This window comes from Paenibacillus sp. G34 (genome assembly GCF_056856875.1).
On record NZ_CM166469.1, the window covers coordinates 5,275,521 to 5,294,528 of the forward strand.

At 47.3% G+C, this 19,008-nt stretch carries 21 protein-coding genes; 3 read left to right on the forward strand and 18 right to left on the reverse strand.

All coding sequences use genetic code 11. From position 1 onward, the window contains the following. Positions 1-126: 126 nt before the first annotated feature. The 11 genes from gatB to uptA form a co-directional block, all read right to left on the reverse strand. Positions 127-1,566 carry an Asp-tRNA(Asn)/Glu-tRNA(Gln) amidotransferase subunit GatB gene (gene gatB / locus AC1VYS_RS24045; protein ID WP_154891712.1) on the reverse strand — a complete coding sequence of 480 codons (1,440 nt, stop codon included), beginning with the start codon at positions 1,564-1,566 and terminating at the stop codon, positions 127-129. 26 nt (positions 1,567-1,592) lie between these two features. Continuing rightward, positions 1,593-3,050 (reverse strand): Asp-tRNA(Asn)/Glu-tRNA(Gln) amidotransferase subunit GatA, encoded by a 1,458-nt coding sequence (gatA, locus tag AC1VYS_RS24050; RefSeq protein WP_482911771.1) that lies wholly within the window; start codon positions 3,048-3,050, stop codon positions 1,593-1,595. A 27-nt stretch (positions 3,051-3,077) separates the two neighbouring features. Further along, complete coding sequence (gatC, locus tag AC1VYS_RS24055; protein WP_090924504.1) at positions 3,078-3,365, reverse strand: Asp-tRNA(Asn)/Glu-tRNA(Gln) amidotransferase subunit GatC; 288 nt, start codon at positions 3,363-3,365, stop codon at positions 3,078-3,080. A gap of 173 nt (positions 3,366-3,538) precedes the next feature. After that, on the reverse strand, positions 3,539-3,922 hold the full coding sequence (locus tag AC1VYS_RS24060) for an ATPase (protein WP_145334911.1): 384 nt from the start codon (positions 3,920-3,922) through the stop codon (positions 3,539-3,541). 152 nt (positions 3,923-4,074) lie between these two features. Beyond that, complete coding sequence (locus tag AC1VYS_RS24065; protein WP_482911772.1) at positions 4,075-4,308, reverse strand: sigmaY antisigma factor component; 234 nt, start codon at positions 4,306-4,308, stop codon at positions 4,075-4,077. Beyond that, entirely contained in the window at positions 4,301-4,639 is a 339-nt protein-coding gene (locus AC1VYS_RS24070) for a YxlC family protein (protein WP_482911773.1), read from the reverse strand. Before AC1VYS_RS24070 ends, AC1VYS_RS24065 begins: the two co-directional genes overlap by 8 nt. A 2-nt stretch (positions 4,640-4,641) precedes the next feature. Continuing rightward, the gene (sigY, locus tag AC1VYS_RS24075; protein WP_482911774.1) at positions 4,642-5,172 is read right to left on the reverse strand and encodes an RNA polymerase sigma factor SigY; all 531 of its coding nucleotides are present in this window, start codon (positions 5,170-5,172) and stop codon (positions 4,642-4,644) included. A 142-nt stretch (positions 5,173-5,314) separates the two neighbouring features. Then, complete coding sequence (locus AC1VYS_RS24080; RefSeq protein WP_482911775.1) at positions 5,315-5,677, reverse strand: hypothetical protein; 363 nt, start codon at positions 5,675-5,677, stop codon at positions 5,315-5,317. Between the two features lie 361 nt (positions 5,678-6,038). Beyond that, entirely contained in the window at positions 6,039-6,671 is a 633-nt protein-coding gene (locus AC1VYS_RS24085) for an MBL fold metallo-hydrolase (protein ID WP_482911776.1), read from the reverse strand. A 5-nt stretch (positions 6,672-6,676) separates the two neighbouring features. Further along, positions 6,677-7,246 (reverse strand): thioredoxin family protein, encoded by a 570-nt coding sequence (locus AC1VYS_RS24090; RefSeq protein ID WP_482911777.1) that lies wholly within the window; start codon positions 7,244-7,246, stop codon positions 6,677-6,679. Continuing rightward, on the reverse strand, positions 7,246-7,863 hold the full coding sequence (gene uptA / locus AC1VYS_RS24095; RefSeq protein ID WP_123065842.1) for an undecaprenyl phosphate transporter UptA: 618 nt from the start codon (positions 7,861-7,863) through the stop codon (positions 7,246-7,248). Before uptA ends, AC1VYS_RS24090 begins: the two co-directional genes overlap by 1 nt. A gap of 159 nt (positions 7,864-8,022) precedes the next feature. Between uptA and AC1VYS_RS24100 the strand changes: the two genes are divergently transcribed. Continuing rightward, positions 8,023-8,370 (forward strand): dehydrogenase, encoded by a 348-nt coding sequence (locus AC1VYS_RS24100; RefSeq protein ID WP_482911778.1) that lies wholly within the window; start codon positions 8,023-8,025, stop codon positions 8,368-8,370. Between the two features lie 164 nt (positions 8,371-8,534). Here AC1VYS_RS24100 and AC1VYS_RS24105 read toward each other — a convergent pair whose 3' ends face one another. From AC1VYS_RS24105 to yyaC, 5 genes are all read right to left on the reverse strand, one after another. Beyond that, positions 8,535-10,670 carry an O-antigen ligase family protein gene (locus AC1VYS_RS24105; RefSeq protein ID WP_482934421.1) on the reverse strand — a complete coding sequence of 712 codons (2,136 nt, stop codon included), beginning with the start codon at positions 10,668-10,670 and terminating at the stop codon, positions 8,535-8,537. An 829-nt stretch (positions 10,671-11,499) separates the two neighbouring features. Beyond that, entirely contained in the window at positions 11,500-12,741 is a 1,242-nt protein-coding gene (locus AC1VYS_RS24110; protein WP_482911779.1) for a class I SAM-dependent methyltransferase, read from the reverse strand. Between the two features lie 212 nt (positions 12,742-12,953). Then, positions 12,954-13,673, reverse strand: a complete 720-nt coding sequence (locus AC1VYS_RS24115; RefSeq protein WP_482911780.1) for a DUF6483 family protein — start codon at positions 13,671-13,673, stop codon at positions 12,954-12,956. A gap of 291 nt (positions 13,674-13,964) precedes the next feature. Further along, the gene (locus AC1VYS_RS24120) at positions 13,965-14,756 is read right to left on the reverse strand and encodes an alpha/beta fold hydrolase (protein ID WP_482911781.1); all 792 of its coding nucleotides are present in this window, start codon (positions 14,754-14,756) and stop codon (positions 13,965-13,967) included. Between the two features lie 60 nt (positions 14,757-14,816). Next, on the reverse strand, positions 14,817-15,374 hold the full coding sequence (gene yyaC / locus AC1VYS_RS24125; RefSeq protein ID WP_482911782.1) for a spore protease YyaC: 558 nt from the start codon (positions 15,372-15,374) through the stop codon (positions 14,817-14,819). A 213-nt stretch (positions 15,375-15,587) separates the two neighbouring features. Here yyaC and AC1VYS_RS24130 point away from each other — a divergent pair, with 213 nt between their 5' ends. Further along, entirely contained in the window at positions 15,588-15,809 is a 222-nt protein-coding gene (locus AC1VYS_RS24130; protein ID WP_482911783.1) for a DUF1128 domain-containing protein, read from the forward strand. Positions 15,810-15,966: 157 nt separating this feature from the next. On the opposite strand, the gene AC1VYS_RS24135 is transcribed toward AC1VYS_RS24130, so the two are convergent. Both AC1VYS_RS24135 and AC1VYS_RS24140 read right to left on the reverse strand, forming a co-directional pair. Further along, positions 15,967-16,704 carry a pirin family protein gene (locus AC1VYS_RS24135; protein ID WP_482911784.1) on the reverse strand — a complete coding sequence of 246 codons (738 nt, stop codon included), beginning with the start codon at positions 16,702-16,704 and terminating at the stop codon, positions 15,967-15,969. Between the two features lie 150 nt (positions 16,705-16,854). Then, positions 16,855-17,859 carry an asparaginase gene (locus AC1VYS_RS24140; protein WP_482911785.1) on the reverse strand — a complete coding sequence of 335 codons (1,005 nt, stop codon included), beginning with the start codon at positions 17,857-17,859 and terminating at the stop codon, positions 16,855-16,857. A 377-nt stretch (positions 17,860-18,236) separates the two neighbouring features. Between AC1VYS_RS24140 and AC1VYS_RS24145 the strand changes: the two genes are divergently transcribed. Further along, positions 18,237-18,938 (forward strand): phosphatase PAP2 family protein, encoded by a 702-nt coding sequence (locus AC1VYS_RS24145; RefSeq protein WP_482911786.1) that lies wholly within the window; start codon positions 18,237-18,239, stop codon positions 18,936-18,938. Positions 18,939-19,008 lie beyond the last annotated feature (70 nt).

Sequence of the window (19,008 nt, forward strand, 5' to 3'; positions counted from 1 at the left end):
GAAACTCCTCCGTATCAGACTTCATAAACCGTTAAACCGAAATAACACGGCACGTCAGAATTCTTTATAACAAAAAAGAGGCTGTCACAGGGACGAGCCTCTTTCTGTCCGACCTCACTGGAAGGATTAGCGGTTCAATACATCTGCGAGCAGTTGGTTGGCAAGGGCTGGATTCGCTTTGCCTTTACTTTCTTTCATAACCTGACCTACGAGGAAACCGATGGCCTTCTGTTTACCAGCTTTGTAATCCTCGACAGATTGCGGATTGTTCGCAACGACCTGCTCCACAATGGCGAGGATCGCTCCTTCATCACTGATTTGCACAAGTCCTTTTTCTTCTACGATCTGTTGTGGAAGTTTGCCGCTCTCCAGCATTTCCTTAAATACGGTTTTTGCGATTTTGCTATTGATAGTGCCTTTCTCCAGCAATCCGATCATCTCGCCGAGTCCTTGCCCCGTCAGCGGAACTTGCGTTACCTCAAGATTATTGGTGTTGAGATACCCAAGCAAGTCACCCATAATCCAGTTGGAAACCGATTTGGCATCCTGGGTATATTTCAGACTATCTTCAAACAAGTCTGCAATTGCTTTGGATGAGGTGATAACCTCGGCATCATAACTCGGCAGGCTATAATCTGCAGTGTACCGGGCTTTACGCTGATCCGGCAATTCAGGAATCGAGGCTCTGATGCGTTCCTTCCATTCGGCATCAATATGCAGTTTAACCAGATCCGGGTCTGGGAAATAACGATAGTCATGCGCTTGCTCTTTGCCACGCATCGACAAGGTTTTGCCCTGAGCCTCATCCCAGCGACGTGTCTCTTGAACAACTTCTCCGCCGTCATCGAGAATTTCGGCCTGACGATATTGTTCATATTCCAGACCACGCTGTACACCGCGGAAGGAGTTCATATTTTTGAGCTCCGCCCGGGTTCCCAGTTTCTCTTGACCATGTGGACGCAAGCTGATGTTGGCGTCGCAACGAAGTGACCCCTCTTCCATCTTCACATCCGAGACATCACAGTACTGCATAATCGCACGGAGTTTTTCCAAATACGCACGGGCTTCTTCCGGGGAAGAAATCTCGGGTTCGGATACAATCTCTACCAGTGGCGTTCCGACACGGTTAAAATCGACAAGGGATGCATAACCGCCATCCACGTGTGTGAGCTTTCCTGCATCCTCTTCCAGATGCAAACGTGTGATGCCGATTCGTTTCGTTTCGCCATTCACTTCGATATCGATCCAGCCATTCTCACCGATCGGCTGATCAAATTGTGAAATCTGATACGCTTTAGGTGAATCCGGGTAGAAGTAGTTTTTACGGTCAAACTTGCTGACATCTGCGATTGTACAGTTGAGAGCCATTGCGGCCTTCATCGCATAGTCAACAGCCTGACGGTTCAGCACAGGCAATACGCCCGGGTGTCCGAGACAGACCGGACAGGTGTGTGTATTAGGCGGAGCTCCAAAAGCAGTGGAGCAGCCACAGAAAATTTTGGAGTTGGTATGTAACTCCACGTGGACTTCAAGTCCAACGACCGTTTCATATTTAGATGCGGACATTTCTTATTACCTCCGTTCCGGGCAGTCTACAGCTGCGGACGCTGCTTGTGGAATGCTGTATTTTGTTCATACGCATGCGCTACGCGCAATACGGTTGTTTCATCGAAAGCTTTACCTATGATCTGCAATCCAACAGGCAAACCATCCGCGAATCCGCAAGGAATGCTGACCGCTGGAACACCCGCCAGACTAACTGGGATCGTCAGAATGTCATTCAGATACATCGTAAGCGGATTGTCTACCTGAGACCCCATCTTAAATGCCGTTGTAGGTGCAGTAGGTCCAATGATCACGTCATACTTGGCAAAAACATCATCAAAGTCCTTTTTAATTAATGTGCGCACTTTCTGAGCTTTCAAATAATACGCATCATAGTAACCGGAGCTGAGTGCATAGGTTCCAAGCATAATACGCCGTTTCACTTCCGGACCAAAGCCCTGACTTCTGGACTGGTGGTACAGATCCAGCAAATTCTCCGGATTGTCCGCACGTACACCGTAACGCACACCGTCAAACCGAGCCAAGTTGGAAGAAGCTTCAGAAGAAGCAAGCAGGTAATAGGTAGCTACTGCATATTCGGTATGCGGCAGAGACACTTCTTCCCATGTCGCTCCAAGAGCTTCCAGCACTTGAAGTGCAGCAAGAACTTTCTCTTTGACTTGCGGATCAACGCCTTCACCGATATATTCCTTCGGTACGGCAATGCGCAATCCTTTGACATCCCCTGTCAGTCCGCTCAAGTAATCCGGAATATCTACCTTGGCAGATGTCGAATCTTTGGCATCATAACCGGCAATGGCTTGCAACACATAAGCAGAATCTTCTACATTTTTGGTCAAAGGTCCGATTTGGTCGAGGGATGACGCAAACGCCACCAAGCCAAAACGGGAAACCAGTCCGTAAGTAGGCTTTAAACCGACAATTCCGCAATAGGAAGCAGGCTGACGAATAGAACCGCCCGTGTCTGATCCAAGTGTGAAGTACGCTTCTCCCGCAGCAACCGCTGCAGCAGAACCACCTGAGGAACCACCCGGTACACGATCAAGTGCCCATGGATTATGCACAGGTGAGAAGCTGGAATTCTCGTTGGAACCACCCATGGCAAATTCGTCCATGTTTAGTTTACCCAAGGTTACGGTATCCGCTGCTTTGAGCTTTTCGACAACTGTTGCATCATACACCGGGTCGAAATTACGCAGGAACTGACTTCCACAAGTGGTACGCAGTCCGTTCGTCACAATGTTATCTTTAATACCTACAGGCAAACCAAACAGCAGACCTTTCTCCTCACCACTGACAAGTCGGTCATCCAGCTGACGAGCGCGAGCGCGTGCATTCTCCTCGTCCAGCGTTAAATAAGCCTTCACCTTGTCATCATGTGCACCGATATTCTGATACGCCTGATCGACCAGATCGCTGACCGATAGTTCTTTGGCGTGCAGCTTGTTATGTAACTCAGGCAATGATTGTTCAAATAAACTCACAGTGCTTGTCCTCCTTCCAATTATCCATTATTCCATGACAGCAGGTACTTTGAACTGCCCGTCTTCTTCGTCTGGTGCGTTATGCATCACCTGTTCTATGGACAGGCTTTCCTTGGTTTCATCCTCACGCATCACGTTGCTGACATGCAGAACGTGAGTTGTTGGCTCAATATTGTCCGTGTCCAGCTCATTCAGCTTCTCTGCATATTTTAAGATCGCGTTCAGTTGACCTGTCAGCGTCTGTTCTTCTTCAGCAGTCAGATTAAGCCGGGCCAGCTTGGCCACATGCTGAACGTCATTATTTGAAATACTCATTACCGGATGCCTCCTTCATTCGTTCTGTGCTTGAGATAACCCTGCAAACGAAGCATTCGTTTAACGGGCTAAAGTCCCAAGATAACTTTTTTAATTATAGGTGAGTTAGTTCGACAATTCAATGTAAATGCAAAAAAGGAGCCGGCATCAGCCGACTCCTGAAATTCTCACCCTTAAATCCATGCACGCAGATTAACCTGCTTTATAAAATCCGCCTGGGACATCACATCATTCGCGGTTTCTTCTTCCTCTTCCACAACTAGAGGTTCACCGTTCATCAGATGATGAAACAGCTTCTCATTATGTGTCGCAAGGGCGTAATCTATCAACGCTTCTCGCTCGACCCGCTCAGCTTCCTGCTTCAGCAGAACCTCTTCCAGATCGACGTCGCCGGATGGAACAAAAAAGTTCCGATTAACCAGCGGCACTCGAAGCACGTAATCGAACGCATTGTCCGGATTCCGGTCATAAGCGATGATGTATCCATATTCCCCCACAGGAAGATTTTGCTCAAACGCATCCGCGACGATGACAACCTTCTCTCCTAATCGCAGCATCGTCTAACCTCCTGGTAGTCTATCATTATTATTTATTTGTATAGTCTACTAGAAAAGAATAACGATGTCTAGGAATACTAGATTTAAACAACATATTTGTGCAAAATCTTTTTGGAAATTTTCATAAGTCATATCGAATCGTTCTCATATCTCTAATATGTTGAATTCTTTTTATGTCTTTTGCGGTCTGTGCGGATCACAACCAGCCAGTAAATAAGCAGGGGCCCAGGAACGCTGGTAATGCCCCACAATCCCCATAACCAAGGAAAACGATCACGTTTGCGTGCGTCCAGAAAAATCCATGTTCCTTGAAACAAAAGCAGGAGCACAAGAAATGCAAGCAGGACTGGCGGAATATCTTCTAGCGAATAATGCAATCTATTCATGGTGCACCGTCTCTTTCCGCTGTCGAACAAGCCAAGATGAAGCTACAATGACAGCAATAACTGTACCCAAGACTTGTATGCCCAAGTAAACGGCAGGAGAAGAAACAAACAACAATGTTCCCATTGCAATTACCGTTAGTGCAACGAGCCAGAAGCAGATGATCTCAACCAGATTGGCTCTGCGTTTTATGCGTCTTTGTTCCCTAACACGGGATTCGAGTGCTGCCAACGAAGGAATATCAGCCGGTTCATAGACATCATCCAATGCTTTCATAGACTGCTGCAACCGTTGTATGATTTCCTGATCCTGTGTCTCATTCGATCTGCTCATAACTATTCCAGCTCCTTTCTCAATTGACGGAGACCATAAGCTGTCCGAGACTTTGCCGTTCCGGCAGGAATACCCAGCATCTCTCCGATCTCATCGTAACTATAGCCATAATAATGTTTCAGCAGCACAGCAATGCGATGCTCTGGAGTGAGCCTGGTCATCGCATCCATTACATCCGTCCATTCCTCGTTTCGACTTTCGAGTTGCCAGCGAAAACGACGGATGGCCTGATGGCGAATCAATTCAAGCCAGCTCTGCTCCCTCTTCTTACGCCTGGTTCTGTCGATGTAGATTCGGGTTGCAATGGTAATCATCCAAGATGAAAATGCTGATGTACCATTATAACGCCTTATATTTTCCATACATCGAATCATGGTGTCCTGTACAATCTCTTCAGCAAGGTTAGGATCCATCGTAACTTTCATCAGATATTTATAAACAAACGAGTAATGGCGTTGTAATAGAGCTGCAAGTGCGCTGTCATCGCCCTCCGCCGCTCTGCGCACTTCCTCCAATTCAGCTGTTCTCATCATGATGATCACCCGCTTTCTGTTTCAATCTAAAGGTAATACGACAGACTCGATCCAAACGTTCAACGCTAAATGAAATGTTTTTTGGGAAGGACTATGTATTTTCAATTTTCGAGTAATATGAATATGACAATTTCCCGGGCAATCAGACTCCATTTCTGTATTCTTGCAGTTTGTCGAACCACCGCTGATCACATGCACCGTTTCTTAGCACACGGCTGGTCCATATATTTTGCTGCTGCCTGAAGTCTTGTTTCGTCATGTCTATTTTTGAGTGATTGGGCTTCGAACGGTGTATATGGTTATTTTCTAAAATTGCTTTATCCAAGTCAGCACGGCCTAAATTCAAGCGGGGTTGTTTGTTATTATAAATATGACTAAAACTGGCATTAGGTATGTAAGCTTTCTGAAGAGTTGCTTCTTTAATAACGGAATGCATGACGGAATTTAATTCGAGTCGTTGCTCATCAAGATATGTATACTCTGGCGATTGCTTCGACTGAAACATATTTATTTTCTCCACATTATTTTCCCTCACCCTCGCTTAATTAAAAACAATCCATCATCTGTAGTGTTTACCTTAGGTAACTTACGATCATTAACCTTTATTCTAATATCGAGCTTAATTAATCTGTTCTTTCTCTACTGCTTCTACTCATTCTTTATTTCCCTCTAATCCAGCCAAAAAAAGGGCTGAAAACAAAAAAAGAACGCAAACCGGGTATAGACCACAGTCTGCGTGCTTCGCGAGTTAGGGTACTTCTATTCAACGCTTTAGTTAAGTAATGCCTTAACGCTTGTAACAACTAATTGTTATTCTAATGAAAAAGCTGGCACTTGTCCAGACTTAATTCACATATTCTGTCGAATCATCTTGCAGGAACGTAAGGGTTGTTCTGTTTCTCATAACCTATCGTTGTTTTGGGGCCATGTCCCGGATATACCTTAACCTCATCGGGGAAACGATACAACTTATTCTGAATGGAGTCCACCAGATCGCGTTCACGTCCACCTGTGAGATCCGTTCTACCTACGCCCATGCGGAACAACACATCTCCAGCAAACAGATCATTTTCGCACAGGAGACTGACACTACCCGGAGAATGTCCTGGCGTATGGTATACCTGAAACGTGTGACCAATCAATTGCAGCTTCTGACCTTCATCCAAGGCAAACTCAGCCGGATTCGCTGTAATCGGTGGTGTGACTTGCGGCCAATTCACCGACCCGTTCAATTTGGCCGTAGTCAGCCAGTCACTTTCGAGATCATGCAAGTAGACGGGACAACTCTTCAGCTTGCGAATCTCCTCCATACCGCCGATATGGTCGAAATGAGCATGGGTCAGAAGAATCGCTTCAATCTCCAGATCCTGAATAGCCTTGAGTAGCGGGCCAGGATTCATGCCTGGATCAACAATAACAGCTTTACCCGGGTCCTCTCCCTGTAACAGGTAGGCATTGGTTTGCAACGGCCCGAGCGTAAATGTACGAATGTTAAGCATATGAATTAAAAACCCGAAATCAGTTCACGCAGCTCACGAATGATCACTGCATGGGACTCCGTTCCTTCCCCATAGCGTTTCAAAATCTCTTTGCGCGCTTCGGCCATGTTGTCTTGGTAGTCTGCAGCTTCACGATCAGGATTCAGTCGTTTGAACTCGACCATCACCTCTTGTACGTGTTGTGGGCGCGGCCCCCATTGACCAAGCACATGTCCGCCTGTATCTGCTACGATCACAATCGGCACGGAACGGCCACCCATCGTCAGGAATTCATCCATCACATCCGGATGATTTTCCATAATCAGAACTTCAGTCGGGATGCCTGAAATCTCCAGCGCCTGAAACACGACCGGAATATTTCGAACTACATCACCACACCAATCCGCTGCCAGAATCAGCACACGAAGGTCGTCACGATAGTTCAGGCTTTCGAAAAATTCACGATCCTCTTCATTTGCCCAGGCAAAGCTATCATAGTTTGCCTGAAACTCACTTTGATTTTTAGTCATGCTTGCGATAAATTCCTTCGGAGGCAAGCCTTTACCGAATTTGTGAGACAAGTTAGGTTTGGACATTACTTCACACTTCCTCTCTTTTTACGTACATTCATCCATTTAATAACAACATAAATAATCATAAGAGCAAGCGCGACAAGCAAGATTGGCGTAATAAACGGTGCCGCTTTCTCATCTACATGCTTCCACTGATCTCCAAGAATCATTCCTAAATATATAAACAATGCAGTCCAAGGTATAACAGCGAGTGTGGTTAGCAGAATGAATTTGCCTGTGTGCATTTTCGTGATGCCGGCCGGAATCGAAATTGCATGTCTTACGACAGGAACAAACCTTGCTGTGAAAATAACACCTGTACCATACTTGCGGAACCACTCTTCGGAATGATCAATGTGTTTTTTCTGGATCAATATGTATTTACCGTAGCGTTCAAGTACAGGTCTGCCGCCATAACGACCAATCCAGTAAATAAACAATTGAGCGAGCACCCCGCCCACTGTACCAAAAATCATCGCACCGAAGAAGTTAATGTTATGCTGAGAAACGAGAAAACCGCCATAAGCCAGCACAATTTCACTTGGGATAACTTCGAGCATTAACCCGAGCATGATGCCGAAATATCCGAGGCTTTGAATCCAGTCGAATAATTGGCTGACAATGTTATGAATAACGTCCATTTCAACCCTCTTTCTTTTTCCTGAATGGCGGTGCCCTGCCACACCATGGTTGTTCGTCCTTATTTTATCACAGGCCCCTGACCGTGGCTACTTGACGGATCAAGGTAGTGTCCCGCTGCCCCTGCTCCGCATATGGTATGGGGAGAGGAGTGTGGGATCGTGTCATTTAAATCTGCGCCTGGGTCTCCCCTGGTCAAACATAAGCAATCCGGCCAAAATTTGCCCTCTGCCCGCGGCATTCGCCGTGCCTGCAGCAAGGAATTATACCGGACGGCCAAAAGGTTGAAATTGTATATCTCTCCGGAACAAATGAAGCAGGCCGAGGAAACATACTACGCCAAAGTTATCGCAAATCTGCTCTGGATTGGAGAAAACCGTAATGACCGCAAAAAACTGTGCGAATGGTGGAATGCCGAAGTCAGTGCAGATATTGCTGCGCTCTGGGACGTTGAGGTTGAACCGCTGAAAGAAGCATTTAAACACGCTTTTGGCGGTTACCGTCTGTAGAAAAGTTTAAACAGGCAGGCGAAAGCATTCTCGCCCGCCTGCTTAAGTCTCTCTGAGAAGGGCAACACAAACCAAAGCTTTCCTCTATCCTGAAACAGCAGGAGTTAAGGAAGAACAACTGGTGTGTACTGACACATACGCAAAGTTGCTATCAATTAAATTGACTACTGCAAGGTTTGCTGCTTCGCAGCAATTCTGCGCAAGTGTTCAACCGTCAATGAAGCCGAGGCATGCAACACGAAACGACGGTCGTTACGCATACAATCTGCATCGACCTGTGCTGCCAGCTCTTTGTAACGTTCATGCATTTGTAACCCTATAGCCGCAGTTTTTTGGGCTTGCAAGACGTGACCTCTTGAAATTTCACGCATAGCCGTCCGTTCCATCCAGTAAAGTGCCGTTCTTTGGGTTTCATTATCGTAACGATTTAAGGCGATGGCTGTGATGAAATACGGTCCCGCTTGCTTCCCATCCCCCGATTGTGATGCCAATCGTCCAAGCTGCAAATAAAGATCGGGATCTTTCGGCGAATGGGACAAGCTGTTCCGTAAAATGGATGTGGCTTCCGCTTGAGGCAGCGTACGGGCAAGTGAAATTGCCAGTTCAGGCCGAGTTGGATTCAAGCGATAAGCTGATCGAAGATACTGGGCACTCGCTGTAGTCCCGATCTGTTTAGTCAGCGCGTGACGATATAGCATATCCGCCCATGCGTAACGTGTAGTGATCCAAAGTGTTACCCCGAGCCAGCATGCAAGTAAAATCGCAACTGTATATCGTTTGATATGACCCGGCATACGGATACGAATGTAAGTGCAATTACAGGCACGGATACAGATACAAATGTAAGTACGAATATAGGGGAAGATGTAGGTGCGGATGTAGGTACGGACGCAAGTACAGACATGCGTCAGCCTTGAATAAATTGCCGGTAAAACGAGATAGTGCGAGTAATGCTGAGATTGATACGGTCTAATCGCGGGTTGGCCAGCATAAGCCTTCTTCGTAATCATATAAGCAGATTTTCCAGATTGGTCTGGATCAAGAAGTATACCCGAAGTACTGCGATCCGTAAACTGTTGCCGTGAGGATGCCTCTGTTTCTGTTCTCCGGGCAAATGCCCATGCTGTGAGCCAGATGAAGAGCATCCAGCTGAGCGCATAACTCCAGTCGAAGTCCACGATTCCATGCAGGACGAAGACCAGCACGGGCGGCAGTAGCCGCGGTGCGAAGCGGCGGATGCTGCGCAGGGTGAAGAGCATCCACCCTGCAATCAGCGCGACGCCGAGCAGGCCCGTATCCAGGGCCAGGTCGAGCAGCCCGCTGTGAACCTCGCCGCCCACATACGGCGAGGACTGGATGGCGCGGAACATGGTGCGCCATGTCTCTCCTCCGTGGCCGAGCCATGCGGCCTCGGACCATAACCGTAGGGCATCCCGCCACATCTGCAGGCGGGATATCCCTGTGCCGACACCCGCCGCGAAACGTTCGGCGGTGGAGGCCGCGGCCATAAGTGCGGCGGCGATGCACGCCAGCACCGTGGCCGCCAAGGCAGCGTTGCGCCCGGCCCCGGCGCCGCTGTGCCAGAGACGGCACAGCAGCAGCGTGCCGAGCAGCGCAGCTGCCCATGCCCCGGCCAGTGCCAGCAGGCCGGGCAAGGGCGCAGGCGCCAGCTGGGCAGCAGCCAGCTGGCGGTACAGCCAGGCCGCGCACGCCAGAGGCGCGGCCAAGGCCAGCAGCAGCGGCAGGCGGGCACCGCGCCGCTGCAGGGCCAAGGCGGCGGCCGCGGCACAGCCGGCCGCTAGCCAGGCGCCGCGCGACTCGCTCAGCAGGAGCGCGGCTTGCGCGGGCATGAGCGGCAGCACCGCCGCGAAGAGCCGGCGTGCCGGGGCGGCTCGCCAGGCCAGCACTCCCGCGGCGGCCGTCAGCCGCTCCAATGCGTACATGCCAACGACGGCACCGTACGCATTGGGATACTGCAGCAATCCGCCGAGCCGGGCACCGGCGGAGCTGATCTCGGGGTCAGCTGTACGCATGATCCCGAAGGGCAGCGGCAGCACACCGTATACGGCGAAGACGCCACTTAGCACAAGTATGCCGCCTGCCACCTGCCAGCCAAAGGCAAGCCAGTACATACCACCCTTGCTTGCTGCCAGCTTTGCAGCAAGCAGAGCAAACATCGCAAGCAGACTCCAACGAATCATTTCATTGATGCTGCCCTGCGTACTCACCGAGCCTGCCCAAGCATGTACCGCATAACATAACATCATTGCCAGTGGAAAGCCTGCAAGCGCAAAATTCATAACTCCCAGCCGAGTTGATCCTGGCCTCACTGAAACCAAGCCATCACGTGTCCTCCCTAGCATTTCTCCGACGTACATTAGCAGAGAGATCAACGCAATAGCTCCAGTCATTAAAATAACCGGATAGATGTCAGCCGAATTAAACAAACCTCTGCGCAAACATCCGATCACTAATATAGCCACCATGCTTGAACCCAGAACGATAGTCCATTTTGGCCCACTGAAACTCTTCCCACTTCCCTTTTTTTCACTCCCAATGTCACAACTCGAAGCAGACGACCCATGCTCAAAGATAGATGTACGGGACGGACTAGCTATATCGTTATATGTATTGCATTTATCTTGGTAATAGCACCGATCTTTCGAAAGTTTACTCCCGCCCGCCCATGTAGTTTGATGCATATCCGGTTCTCTATCCTCCACTTCGTTCCACACCTTCTTTTTCTTATCCCTATCAAAAATAAAAAAAAGGCAGAAGGCTCCCGATCGCGGGTCCTTCTACCTCATTTCAACCTAGCCGTCAGATCAGTTCTTGATCTACAGGGCTGCATCAATAAGTTTCGATGCACATATCATCCTTTTCCCTCAAAAGCATAATTCCACATTTTTATTAAATGAACGATCTCGCTTTTTTCATCCGTCATCATTCATTTATCATTTGTATTCTTCATCTCACACATTCATCTTACACATCGAGTAAAGCGACCCTTGCAACAGTATGTCCATTTCCTCAATGATGCAGACCACTCATGTAGGAAGATGTGACCCTCTCACTCTAGCTCTCCAATCTCGATTATCCTTAATTCATGAAACATAATTCTAAAAATGATCAATGAAGATTACATTTCGCAGACCGCTCTAAATTTTCCTTGTCCACTTTTCCACCAGTTATGTTTCCTTCAACCGGCAACAGATCCGCACAGGCACGCTCCAGATAGGGATCGGCATGAATAAAATCACGGAATGCAGTGTATTCACTCCACATGTCCTTCACTTGCCCAGCCTGACCACGGACGGCACGTATCAAAATATTTTTTGGTGTATTCTCCAGATCAATGAATTCGAGCAACTGCGTTTTATATCCCATAATATCCAGCAATTTGGCGCGAATCGCATCAGTTGCCAGTGCCGAGAAACGCTCCTTCAGAATGCCATGAGACAGGAGCGGATTCATCACTGAAGACTCGACCTGATCATACAACTCATGCTGACAGCAAGGAACCGACAAAATAACGGATGCTCCCCAACGGACAGCTTTCTCCAGTGCCGCATCTGTAGCGGTATCACAAGCATGGAGAGTAACGACCATATCCACTTCGTTCAGCTCATCATAATCCGCAATGTCACCAACGAGGAATTTCAGATCACCGTAATGCAAACGTCTGGCCAGATCATTACAGTGTTCAATGACGTCTGCCTTTAAATCCAGACCGATGATGTTGAGCGAACGCCGCTGCTGTACGGACAAATAATGATATAAAGCAAAGGTCAAATAAGACTTACCGCAGCCAAAATCCACGATGGTCAGCGGACGTCCTTCCGGCAGATGAGGAATAACATCCTGCACCATCTCAAGGAAACGGTTGATCTGCCTGAACTTATCGTACTTGCGTGCAAGCACACGTCCTTCCTCGTTCATAATGCCAAGCTCAACGAGGAAGGAAACCGGTACTCCTTCTTCCAACACATATTGCTTTTTGCGATTATGGGATAGATCCACCGCTGTTTTGGATGGAGATTTGGTCAGAATCGATACTTTATATTTTTTGCTGATCAAAATTTGATAATCCGCATCTGCCGTGCAAAGCAATCCCTGACGGAATGTCTCTTCACACAACAAAGTCATACGTTCCAACGCTTCAGCAGGAGTCAAATTTTCATGCAGCACTTTATTGGCATAATGAAAAGCAAACTGGTAATGGAGCTGATTCTTCAGCGTAACCGGCTTCACCTGCACTTTGGTAAACGAGACATTGTCCCGTCTGCGCAGCTGACTCCAGGTCGCCGTAATCAGCGAGTTCTGTTCAAAAACATCTTGTATAAGCTTTCGCAACGAATCCACGGGGTACATCTCACTTTCGGTTTGGTTTGGTCAACCGTTACCATACCATAATTCTGTTCCCTCTCCAAGTGAAGAGCCAGTTCTCTATATGAACATTCATACTAAATTATATTTTCAATTATAGGCTTAAACCCAGGTTTTGTTATATGTTGAGTCAATAGTTCGGTTATAGATTCAGTTAAAAGACGTATTATGTGTGCTATGCGTTTTTAACAGCTCAGTTATGCTTTCATCTGCTGACGTTTGGTCTCCAGCTCTTTAATCTGTGCCAGCCCTTCGTTGACTTCGTCTCTTGGCAAGCCACCCTGTTCCAGTTGCTCATCGGCAAGTTCCGTTAGTCTCTGATAAAATGCTTTTGCATCCTCCTCATACTGTACCGGATACTCGGCACCAAGGTGCAGCAATCTGTACCACCCATTTTCGGCTGCATCGTAACGTCCTTGTTGTTCCCGGTACAGCGCAAGCTGCTTCTCCGTTCGGGCAGGAAGCTCGTATTCCTGAACTTGTTCCAGAATTCCATCGACACGTTCGGGCACTTGCAGCAATTCGCGATTAGCACCATGATTTAATGCATACAGGTAAAAATGTAACGCTCGCATTAAACGAACAAGCGCCGCATCCTCTGCATCCATTTTATCCTGATCATCAATGCCCTCGACTCTGCCTTTCTCCTGATAAATATACGCCTCTTCCTCGATAAGTCTTGCCGCCTGCTGCAGATTATCCACTTCAATGACACCACGAAACCGGAACATTTCGATGACATCCTCTGCAGGCAGGGAGTTCAGCAAATTAAGATTCATGCCAAATTGTCTACGCATCAGCTCATCCAGTTCAGACAAGGCCTCCGTATGTTTTCGTTGCTGTCTAAGCGTAAAAGCCTTGCCAATTGCCTCGGTCATTTCCTCCATCATGCGGAGCAGGTAATCCTTCCTGAACATCGGTGTGCCCCCTTATATCCTCAATCATTTATCGTATATTTCTATGCGTATATCCATATGATGTATTTTAATTCATGGCGTGAAAAAAAGCGAAACTCCGACTTCCTCCGACTTCCTGAGTTCTGTCAGCAAACAAAACCAAGCCCCTGCCTGTCCAATACATGGGACACACAGGGGCTTCGTATACTTACAATGATTCGGTACGATTCATCGTAAACTCTCTCATATCTCCGACAGACCTTCAGGGCTATCTATTTCCATTCCACTTCATTGAATTGAATGACTTCACAGTTAGTCAGACAAACCGGCCATAAACTGTTTAATCACCTGAATCAATTCTTCTGGTGCTTCATACATGCTCATATGTCCTGCTCTTGCAATCGTAGCTTGAACAATATGAGGCTTATCACTCGTAAAGGTGCGTTCTGGCGGAATCAGCCCATCCTTTTCTCCTGCTACAAGCAGTACTGGAAGTGGTGTAGCCGATAACACATCACGTCGATCCGGGCGTTCACGCATAGCCAGTGCTGCACCAACCGCACCTTGAGGAGCAGTCTGATAACCAATTTCCTTCACACGATTCACATGTGTGGACAACGACTCTAAGTTTTCCGGTGCAAACAGACCAGGAACCAGCCCATCCACAAAATTCACGATGCCTTCAGTCTGAATCGTGGATACTGCACGCAAGCGTTTCTCCTTCGCCTCTTCACCGTCGGGGAATGCTGTTGAATGGATCAGACCAAACGCATTCAGGCGCTCCGGGTGATGCTGTGCGATTGAAAGTGCAATATATCCGCCCATGGAATGTCCCAAAATGACCGCTTTTTCCACACCTATTTCATCCATCAGCTGCAGCACATCGTTACCCATCTGTTCAATCGTGTAACTGCCAACTGGTGCATCCGTTTTCCCGTGCCCACGCAGATCAGGTACGATACAACGATAGCTGCGTGCCAGTTCCGGCACCACCTCATCCCAATAGGATGAACTGCCGCAGTATCCGTGAAGTAGCACTAGTGCTTCTCCCTTACCCTGCTCAGCATAACAAATCGTCGTTCCATCACACATCACTTTTTCCATATTAATCCCTCTCTCTGCGCGAATGTAATATTTCAAGTTGTATATTATTAAGCATTCATCTCATGAATGAAACGTTTCTCGTGCAATCCAGGCCTCAGTTACCGCGTTGGCAATCGTTTGAGACATGCCCATAACAAGGTGCAGTGAAGTCATCTGCAGGATAGAATACGGTCTCGGGCCGCTCGCATTCACTACTGCGGCTACACTGTATTCTCCAACAGGTGGCAACTTGCCGCCAACGGATTGGGCGGGATAAAGAGGCGTCCCTGAAACATAGTATGTCCCGGTAGTATCTTTCGGGCCTAAACATGCATCAATTGCAATCACGGTATGGTGTGCGGGTATATGTGCCAACTGCTTTTCGAGAGTATTTGCATCACAAGGAGCAGCCAGCGTGCCAATTACATGAGGTATACCGCATTCCGCCAACAGTGTACCCGTCAGCGGTCCAAGTGCATCCCCGGTGGAACGATCTGTACCGATACAGAGAAACGTAATTTCATCCAGATTGTGGAGCTGGGAGATTTCCTTGAAAAAGAGGATCAGATTGTCTCCATGCACACTTTTACGCAGTTCTCGGCGCTGCTGCCGGACAAGTTCACGTTTATATAAGGCCAAGCTTGATTCCCTCCTGCTGCACTCTGATCTGACTGACAACTCCAGTGCAATCTTGTTTTCCAGTCATTGCGTTCTATTCTCACATTGTAACCGATGCTCCGTTCCCCCGCAAAATCATTGGCTTGTGCCCTTCCACTCATGCTACAATAACAAGAGTTTCCGATATGGAAAGTGAGCAAACCATCCCCGTAGATGGAAAGGATGAAGTTAACGATGGATTTAACACAAGCAACAGCGGAAAATATCGAATATATGATTGAAGCCATTAAGACCAAACTGCGGATGGCCAGTGGTGCTGCTATGCAAGGTTCAGCATTCCCGCTTGAGAAATATGAGGATCTGCAAGATTTGTACGAGATGGTTATCGGTAAAGAGCACCTGAGCATCTCCGAGGTTGAAGCGGTTGCTTCGGAACTGGGCAAACTTCGTAAATAAGCTACACCCTCTTGCTTCTGCCTTTATATTTGAGAGAAGTGCAACAACAGAAAAGGACCTGTCTTACATCAGAATACTGATGCAGGACAAGTCCTTTTTATTTTTTATAGTCTATGCACTTGCTTATTCCAACCTTGTTCATCTATGTCCGAATGTATCAAGGTAGATCAACAAGTACAAATTCGGCCGGCTCGCTGCCTGCACTAGTCATCTGAAGATCACAGCTTTTGCGAATTCGAGCCGCATCTCCGGGCTTGAGATTAAAATGACCATCGGAACACTGGATCTCCAGATGTCCGTTAATGAGGAACAAATGTGTCCGCCGATCTTCATGTTGCGGATACATTAGTTTTTTGCCCGACTCCAGCTTGGATAGATAACAAGTTACATCCTGAGCAATTCGGAGTGAACCTTCTTCCATACGTTCATCCGCTTGATCCGTTGAGCCGGATACAATTGGACAAAGCCGATTTGTATGTGCCGATTCTTCTATTTTGCGATATGCATAAGACGGTTTTAACATTCGCTGGGAAGGCAGAAACCACATCTGCAGGAAACGTACCGGTTCATCCGTGGCCGGATTGGTTTCGGAGTGCTCTACACCTGTACCTGCACTCATCACCTGAACTGTCCCCGCTTCCAGCATCTGTTCTGTCCCCATACTGTCTGTATGCTTAAGCGTACCTGATATTACATAACTGACAATTTCGAGATCATGATGTGGATGTTTCTTAAAGCCTTCCTGCGGCATCAGTATGTTGTCATTATGAGCTAACAGACAACCAAAATGGGCATTGCTTGGATCCTCATAATCTGCAAAGGAAAAGCTGAATTCGCTGTGTATCCAACCTCGATCCGACGTGTGCCTTTCTTCCGATGTCACTACTTTAATCATATTCATCCACCTCCAGAGAATTGGAACTGCCTTATCGCAGTGATCCATGCATGTTTAGAATTGTATAGGTCAATACCAGTTGGTATGTGATCTTTACCCGGGGTTCGGTTATTCTAATCAAGCTCCTTCCAAAGGTTATACGCTATCCTTTTATGAGTGGAGCACAAATTCACTATCCATCCGCCCAACTACAGTGCCTGCATCATTACGAATGTCTGCAGAAAATACTTCAGCCAAGCGTGCAATGGTTTTAGGGTTGGAATAGTTGAGTTGCTTCAATATCGATTGTGCAATGGAGGCCCACTCTTCCTCGGAACCGTCCAGCACTTTAAAGGTAATACCAAGTCTCTCTTTTTTGAGCGCAAAGCCGAATACACCCTTGAATCCGCCCTTGGCAACAATATTATCGTCCTCCAGCAACACCGAATCCACCCGATTCTTGCCACCGACCATAAGAGGGTGCTGATTCATCGCAGAAGTAATTGTCTTCACAGCGATGCGTGTCGACTCATCCTCAATGAGGTCAGGACAAGCCAGCTTAAGATACGCGCTCGAGAGCGCGGATAGCGGCAATGAAAATACCGGAAAGCCGCAGCCATCCGTCCCGAGTTGAATTTCATTTTCTTTAATGCCAGCAAGACCGGCCAATGTTTCAAGGATTTCCTGTTGCACTGGATGCCCTGGCTCGGCATAGCTATGCAAATCAAGCTTTTTCATCTGGCTATAACCTAAAATCCCTAGATGTTTACCCGAACAGTTGTGCAGTATTCTGCGTTTCTCTCCTTGTGCACGCAACCAGTTATTGCGGCTTTCCTCATTGAGCGGGTAGCTTGGCGCACAGACCAAACATTCCTCACCAAGTCCAACTTTACGAGCTAGATGTTCCAGCACCTGAATATGCTCCGGTTCTGAGCGATGTGATGAAGCCATGATGGCAATCTCCTGGGCCTCAAGGTTGTAGTGGCGGTCCATTCCCGCCCGGATTCCAGGGATCGCCTGAAATGGTTTGGCAGATGAACGTGTAAACGCTCTGAAATGAGGATTACCAACTGAATATGCAACCTGCCCATACTCATCTGTAATACATATGTGTCCGTAGTGGGCGCATTCCATAACGCCTGCACGGTATTCTTTAACTAACAAAGCACTCTCCACGCGAGTTTCTCTCCTTTTAAATTACTAATTTCATATTTATATAAGTTGACTGTTCTTTTACACGTTAACGGAGAGGACAGAAAAAACCTGAAAAAGCGGAGCGGTCGCCTTTATCACCGGATTTTCCCTTTTCGAAAAGGGAATCAAAAAATCTGGGGATAACAGCGATTGGAAGGTTATTCTGTCGTCGGAGTGGGCTGTGTAAAAACTTTAGTTCAACTTATATAACTTCTCTGCTTTGCTTCACGGCGCCGCATGGGATATCCTCATTAGTATAGTACAAAAACGACGGTTTTACAGTTTTTTCGACAGTCGTTTCGGGTAAAGCTTTATCAACCTTATTAAAGGACTACTCTTTATAGAAGGAGACACGTCTCATGCTACGCAATTCTCCACAGTTCTCATCTGAATCACAACATGTTATTCCTTTCCAATCCCTGCTGAAATATATCCTGATTGCTTCACTGATGAGTGCAGGCATTGTGTTGTTATTGGCAGGTGTTGGAGCCTGGCTGGGTCTGAATCGTTTGATTCAGCTGGATGGTCAGATTCAGCAACTATTTTACCTGCATTCCCAGTCTCGTCTTTCTTTATTACCATACACTTCATTCATCACAGCACTGGGTTCTTTCAAAATATCAGCACTCGTTGCAGCAGGGTTCGCACTGTTATGTTTCTTACAGCGCCATCCCAGAACGATGATGTATGGTTATATCATCTGCGCAAGTTTTGGAATGATGTGGATTTTGAACACGTTTTTAAAAGAAATCTTCAGACGAAGCAGACCCGAACTCGATCATCTCCTCGTTGTGCATGGATATAGTTATCCCAGTGGTCATGCCATGATTTCAATGGGATTTTACGGTATGTTGTTTGTCATCTGGGCCTTGGAATGGAACGGACGTGACGTACTCAGCAGGTGGCTTCCCATCTTCTGTGGTACTTTATTTGTTCTATTGATTGGTCTAAGCAGAGTGATGCTGGGAGTCCATTACCCTACCGATGTCTTTGCCGGATTTGCTGCCGGATTCGTCTGGATTGGTTGTATGGTCCAAGGAATAAAACGATCTGTTTCCTGATCCCTTCCCTCTAATTTCCAACTTATTCATCAGACAGTTAGTTGTTTCACTGTGTTGCACCGCGTTTATA